At 36.1% G+C, this 5,666-nt stretch carries 5 protein-coding genes; 1 reads left to right on the forward strand and 4 read right to left on the reverse strand.

Translation table 11 applies throughout. The annotated features are described in order from the left end of the window. Positions 1-437: 437 nt before the first annotated feature. The 3 genes from LDX58_RS25240 to LDX58_RS25250 all read right to left on the reverse strand — a co-directional run bounded on the left by LDX58_RS25240 (position 438) and on the right by LDX58_RS25250 (position 3,798). On the reverse strand, positions 438-1,721 hold the full coding sequence (locus LDX58_RS25240) for a hemolysin family protein (protein WP_227940418.1): 1,284 nt from the start codon (positions 1,719-1,721) through the stop codon (positions 438-440). A gap of 71 nt (positions 1,722-1,792) precedes the next feature. Beyond that, on the reverse strand, positions 1,793-1,984 hold the full coding sequence (locus LDX58_RS25245) for a hypothetical protein (RefSeq protein ID WP_227940419.1): 192 nt from the start codon (positions 1,982-1,984) through the stop codon (positions 1,793-1,795). Between the two features lie 548 nt (positions 1,985-2,532). Further along, a complete protein-coding gene (locus LDX58_RS25250) occupies positions 2,533-3,798 on the reverse strand; it encodes a hemolysin family protein (protein ID WP_227940420.1) in 1,266 nt (421 codons plus the stop codon). A 618-nt stretch (positions 3,799-4,416) separates the two neighbouring features. Here LDX58_RS25250 and LDX58_RS25255 point away from each other — a divergent pair. Continuing rightward, positions 4,417-5,175, forward strand: a complete 759-nt coding sequence (locus LDX58_RS25255) for a SurA N-terminal domain-containing protein (protein ID WP_227940421.1) — start codon at positions 4,417-4,419, stop codon at positions 5,173-5,175. A 168-nt stretch (positions 5,176-5,343) separates the two neighbouring features. Here LDX58_RS25255 and LDX58_RS25260 read toward each other — a convergent pair whose 3' ends face one another. After that, a complete protein-coding gene (locus tag LDX58_RS25260) occupies positions 5,344-5,511 on the reverse strand; it encodes an FtsW/RodA/SpoVE family cell cycle protein (protein WP_227940422.1) in 168 nt (55 codons plus the stop codon). Positions 5,512-5,666: the final 155 nt, after the last annotated feature.

Consider the following 5,666-nt stretch of genomic DNA (forward strand, 5'->3'; position numbering starts at 1 on the left):
AGATTTTGCGTCCGGCTTCCTTCAGATTCTAGGTCACCCTAGACACCCTTGCCATTCGCTAACAGTTCCCACTGCCAAGCCTGTAGTGGACTTTCACCACCTAGCTGTTAGACATGCCGGGCACACCTAAAGGTTCAAAAAAGGGTGGTCTTCCCTTTTTGAACAAGCTCGAAGCAATGAGCGAAGCCACTGCAATGTTTTAAGTCGATCCGAGTGGTTTTCTCGGATAGACGCGCAGTGAGTCAAGCCATTGCAACTCCCATTAGGAGAGAGGATACTAAAGGTTCAAAAAGGGTGGTCTTCCCTTTTTTGAACAAGCTCTTATAGATATATATGACAGACATACTATCCATCGCTCTATCTCCTTTATTTATTTTGACGGTTTGTCAATAATTAACAAATACCCCTGTGAATCATGCTCACAGGGGCGTTTACTATTAAATGGCTGTTTTTTGTTCAACTTCATCACAATTTTTATTGATTTTCAAATGAACTTGGCGAACTCTTTTTTCTTCAGCCTTCTCAATCTTTAAAATCAAATCTTGATATAAAAACTCTTCCCCAACTTTTGGAATACGTTGGAATTCTTCAATTAACCATCCACCTAACGTGTGATTAGAGGTAGTTGGGGCATCAATATCAACAAACTGAGCAAAATCATCAATCGAGTAATCTGCATTAACTACATAACTAGAAGGTCCGACCTTTCTAACCTGATTAACACTAACATCATGTTCATCCCAAATCTCACCGACAATCTCTTCTAATAAGTCTTCTAATGTAATCAAACCAGACGTCCCACCAAATTCATCAACCACAATCGCCATATGGACCTTTTGCTTTTGTAGTTCTGGGAGCAAGGAAGAGATTTTCATAGATTCAACGACAAATAATGGATGTCTAATTAACGATTTTACATCAAGCTTCTCGCCATCTTTAATATAAGCTGTTAAAAAGTCACGCTCAGACAAAATTCCAATGATATTGTCAACATTGCTCTCATACACTGGTATTCTTGAAAAATGTTCTTTTAAAAAAACATCCTTGATTTCAGAAACCGGTTGGTTGACCTCAACCGCAATCATATCTGGACGCGGTTTGAGGATTTCTTGAACGATAATGTCATCAAATTCCAAAGAACGATGCACCATTTCTTTTTCATTTTTTCCTATAACACCCTCATCTTCACTAATTTGTATGAGCATTTTTATTTCTTCTTCGGTGACAGATGGGGTATTTTCTTTATTTCTCAAAAATAGATAAACGAGCTTTTTAATTTGTAAGAACACCCAAGTTACTGGATAGAGCACCTGAATCAACAAAAATAGGATTCCCGAAGTTTTTAACGCGTAGGTTTCCGCATACTCTTTCGCTAACGATTTCGGGATAATTTCGCCAAAGATTAAAACTAAAATTGTGACTACAAATGTACTAATGAACACTCCAAGACTAGGGCCAAACAGATGAATCGCAATTTGTGAAGAAAGTGTAGCTGCAGCAATGTTCACAAGGTTATTACCAACCAAAAGGGTCGAAAGCGTCTTATCAAAGTTCTCAGCTATGTCTACAGCCTTCTTAGCCCCCCGCCTTCCTTCCTCCTCATAATTTCTAAGGCGGATTTTGTTAACACTTGAAAATGCGGTTTCAGCTGAGGAGAAAAAAGCAGACAAACCTAATAACACGATAAATAACACAATCAAACTCGAGGGAACATCGTCCATCTAAACATCACACTCCATATTAGTATTACTTACATTTTATTACTAATGATTTAATTTCACTACTGTTTTTTTCAATTCGATGTAACTAATAAATATGCACAAAGCCCACCTGCCAAAAAAGCAAGGACACTGATAAAAAATAAAAAGCGGTCTCCCGTTATTCCAAGATAGATTGCAACAAATGAACCAATGATAAAACCAACCATTACTGCAAACGTTCCTGTCTTAACATATTCAAACCTAATATGTGCATGAGTGCTCACCAAAACAATCGTTTCTCAAAGATCACTTACTTCAACTTTGTCGTAACTGAAATAGCTAGAACACTTATATTTGTTGTAGAACTGATTTGAACTCGTGGAGGATTTTTGTCCTCTATTGTGATGATCGAACTCAACTGTGTTTAATCATGACAATCATTAATAAAGCTCAAAAAATCTTGTTCAACGTTGTATACAACGAAAATCGTTTCTCCTTTAGAATGAAAATGTTGTAAGAAAAAAGACCCTCACCAAGAAAGCAGAGATCTTCCAAACACTACTAAAGACCTCTACCAATGGCAAAGGTCTGGCTAACAACATTTTAATGTTGCCAATAAAGCCGAGGATGTTATCCCGGACTGTCGACTTTATTGTACAGCTACTCCCCTTTAAATTATTTAGATTATCATAATTGATTTATAGAAATATGACAACTAGTTTGCTCTTTTCACTTAAATCTTTCACAATAAATTTTATAAATCACCTCGAATCACTCTTAAAATTTTTGCTATAAATTTACTTTGATTTTTGGGTATTCAGACTATATTACGTTATTCGAGTGAGGATTTTTCCTCTCTTAAAACCACCCTAACTTTTATGATTCTTCTATCTTCTGCCTCAGTGACAATTAATTTTATACCATCATAAGTGAACTCTTCATTTACGACCGGTACATAATGAAACTCCTCTGTTAACCACCCGCCAAGAGTATGGTTTCTACTGTCCGGCAATTCCACTTGCACCATTCTAGCAAAATCATCTAAAGGAAAATCCCCGTAGAATTCAAATTCATTTGGACCAAGCCTATTTGTCTCATTAACTTTTTCATCATGTTCATCCCAAATTTCACCAACTAGTTCTTCTAAAATATCTTCTAAAGTAACAATTCCAGATGTTCCACCAAATTCGTCAATCACAACAGCCATATGTACTCGATCTTTTTGTAACATCGGTAAGAGAGTTGAAATGCCTAATGTTTCAACGACAAACAGGGGTTTTCGAATTAATTTTCTTAGATCCATTTCTTTCTTTATAACAAGCTGGGTAAGAAAATCTCTCTCTGACAATACCCCAATAATATTATCAATTGATTTTTCATATACGGGCAATCTAGAAAATCTTTCTCTTACTAATATCGTAGTTATCTCTTCAATTGACATATTGATATCAATCGCTATCAGATCTGTGCGAGGTGTTAAAACTCCCACTACTTTAGTATCATTGAATTCCAGAGTGTTGTGTAAAAGTTCTTTTTCATTCAGTTCAATGACACCCTCTGCTTGACTGATCGTGAACATTTCTTTTAATTCTTCTTCTGTTATGGAAGGGCTTTCTTCTGATTTAGAGACGAACTTTGTCATAACTTGTTTTAATTTAACTAGTAGCCACGTTAACGGCGTAAAAAGTTTCATTAGTAAAAGTAATATGGGAGAAACCCTAAGAGCTAAAAATTCAGCATTCTCTTTGGCTAATGATTTCGGCAGAACTTCGCCAAAGATCAGGATAAGAATAGTCATGACTATCGTACTGATCAGAAGCCCTGTATTCCCGCCAAATAGCTCCGTTGCAACCTGTGCTGATATCGTAGCAGCAGCAATGTTCACTAAATTATTTCCAATTAGTATAGTCGAAAGAGCATGATCAAAATTTTGTGAGATAAAGAGGGCTTTCACACCTCCTGGTCTATTCTCATCTGCGTAGCTTTTTAATCTTAATTTATTGGCACTTGAGTAGGCAGTTTCTACTGAAGAGAAAAACGCTGATAATATAAGTAAGATGAAAAGGACGAACACTAAGTTCAAAGGTATTTCAGACAAGACAAATCTCTCCTATTTGAAAAGTGATACTTTTAATTTGTCCCAAAAATCATAAACAATGATAAAAAGTTCACTTTCATTAAAAAGCAACCAGTTAATCTTTCATAACTTTCGACTTAATCTTAGGTGTCGGTGTTGGCTATGAAACACAAAATAAGCTAATTGTACGCTATATGAAAATTTTACCGGATTTTATTGATTTCCGTTAAAGAGCTTGTTCAAAAAGGGAAAACCGCCCTTTTTGAACAAGCTCTTTAAGTAAGTAAATAGGATATCCAATAGCAGTAGGTATCAATGAACGTGCATTTGGTCAATCAATGGAATGAATTTACACTATTTTAAGGTGTTAGTTAGTATGAAAGGTTCTGTAAAACTAGGAGTAATTCAATAGAGGAATAGCCAATTACTTTATTTACATAGTTTTTCAAACAACAACATGATTAGAATGCCTAACCTTTTTAGACCAAGAATACGCGTGTGTTTACTTTCTCATAAGTTTTCATAATTGAGTTTTCCTGTCCTAATGAAGTATGTTAGAGAGTCTGTTTCCACTGAAGAATCGTTATTTCCATGTTACAATAACCACATGTTTTGAGAAGGGAAAGGGGTTTGTTTACTTTGAAAAAGAAATTAGTAATGGGGTTTGGTGTTTGCGCACTAGCATTTGGACTAGCTGCTTGTGGAGGAGAAGAGGATACGACTCAAGGTCAGGATCCAACTCAAGAAGAGCCAGTTGTGTCTGAACACCCAGAAGGCGTAGAGCAACCTGAACAAGCAATGGGATCAATGATTGATACGGAAGAGATTCCTGATGTTGTTGCAACCGTCAACGGTGAAGATATTGAAAAAGAGATGTTTGTAACTACTATTGAACAGCAAGCAATGCAAGTTGCCATGCAAGGTATTGATTTAGAAAGTGAAGAAGGTGTAGAGTATTTAGAAGAGCTCAAAGATCAAGTACTCGACCAAATCATTAATTCGAAGCTTATTGCCGACGCTGCAAGCAACGAAGGGCTTGAAGCAACTGAAGAAGAGATTGACAATGGGATTTCTGAGCTTATGGCTCAAAACGGTCTTGAATCGGAGGAACAGCTTCAAGAACTATTAGAAGCTCAAGGCGTACAAATGGATGAGCTTCGAGATGATGTTAAAAAAAACGTAAAGAGCAGTAAGTACATCGAGCAAAAGGTAACAGAAATTGAGATTTCTGACGAAGAAATTCAAGCCTTTTATGACGAAGCAATAGTAAATGCAACAGAAGATGAATCTCAACTACCGTCATTAGAAGAAGTACGTTCTGACATTGAGTATCAGTTGCAGATGGAGTCGCTTATTTCAACATTAAAAGAAAAAAGTGACGTAACAATTAACATTTAATTAACGAAGATATGTGATTCAAATTTATTGACCAATCATCTTCACAATGAACCAATCTGGGTAATGAATTGCCAGTAGGAAACTTGTTATCAAAACTAATCGTTTACTAGTAAAAAATAGCGAAGAACCCTTGGTTAAGTTCCAGGGGTTCTTCGCTTGTATTCCTTATTAGTTTAAGATACGCTCCCTAATTTTAGCTAAAGCTAGCATCAAGAAAATCTTTATGAACTCCGATGGCTGAAATGTACCAATACCTGAGTTTAACCATGACTGTGCACCATTTTTAAAAACACTTAAACGACCACCTGCTAAAGCAGGTGGATTTGGACATAAAATGTCTACGACTAAAGTCGTTTCTTAAGACTGAAGTCCTCTCCAAGTCCAAATGCTTTAAGCAAACTAAATTTTGACTAAACTCACTCTTCAATCGTGAATATGTCGTTCTTTTCTTCATTGAATTGGTTCGCAATATAATTTCTTATTGTTTCTTC

It is taken from the genome of Alkalihalobacillus deserti, from assembly GCF_020734105.1.
Taxonomy (GTDB): domain Bacteria; phylum Bacillota; class Bacilli; order Bacillales; family Bacillaceae_D; genus Halalkalibacter; species Halalkalibacter deserti.

What these genes read in the sequence shown, in the direction of transcription:
- LDX58_RS25240 (WP_227940418.1), bottom strand. Translation starts at nt 1,721, where the DNA reads ATGGACGATGTTCCCTCGAGTTTGATTGTGTTATTTATCGTGTTATTA.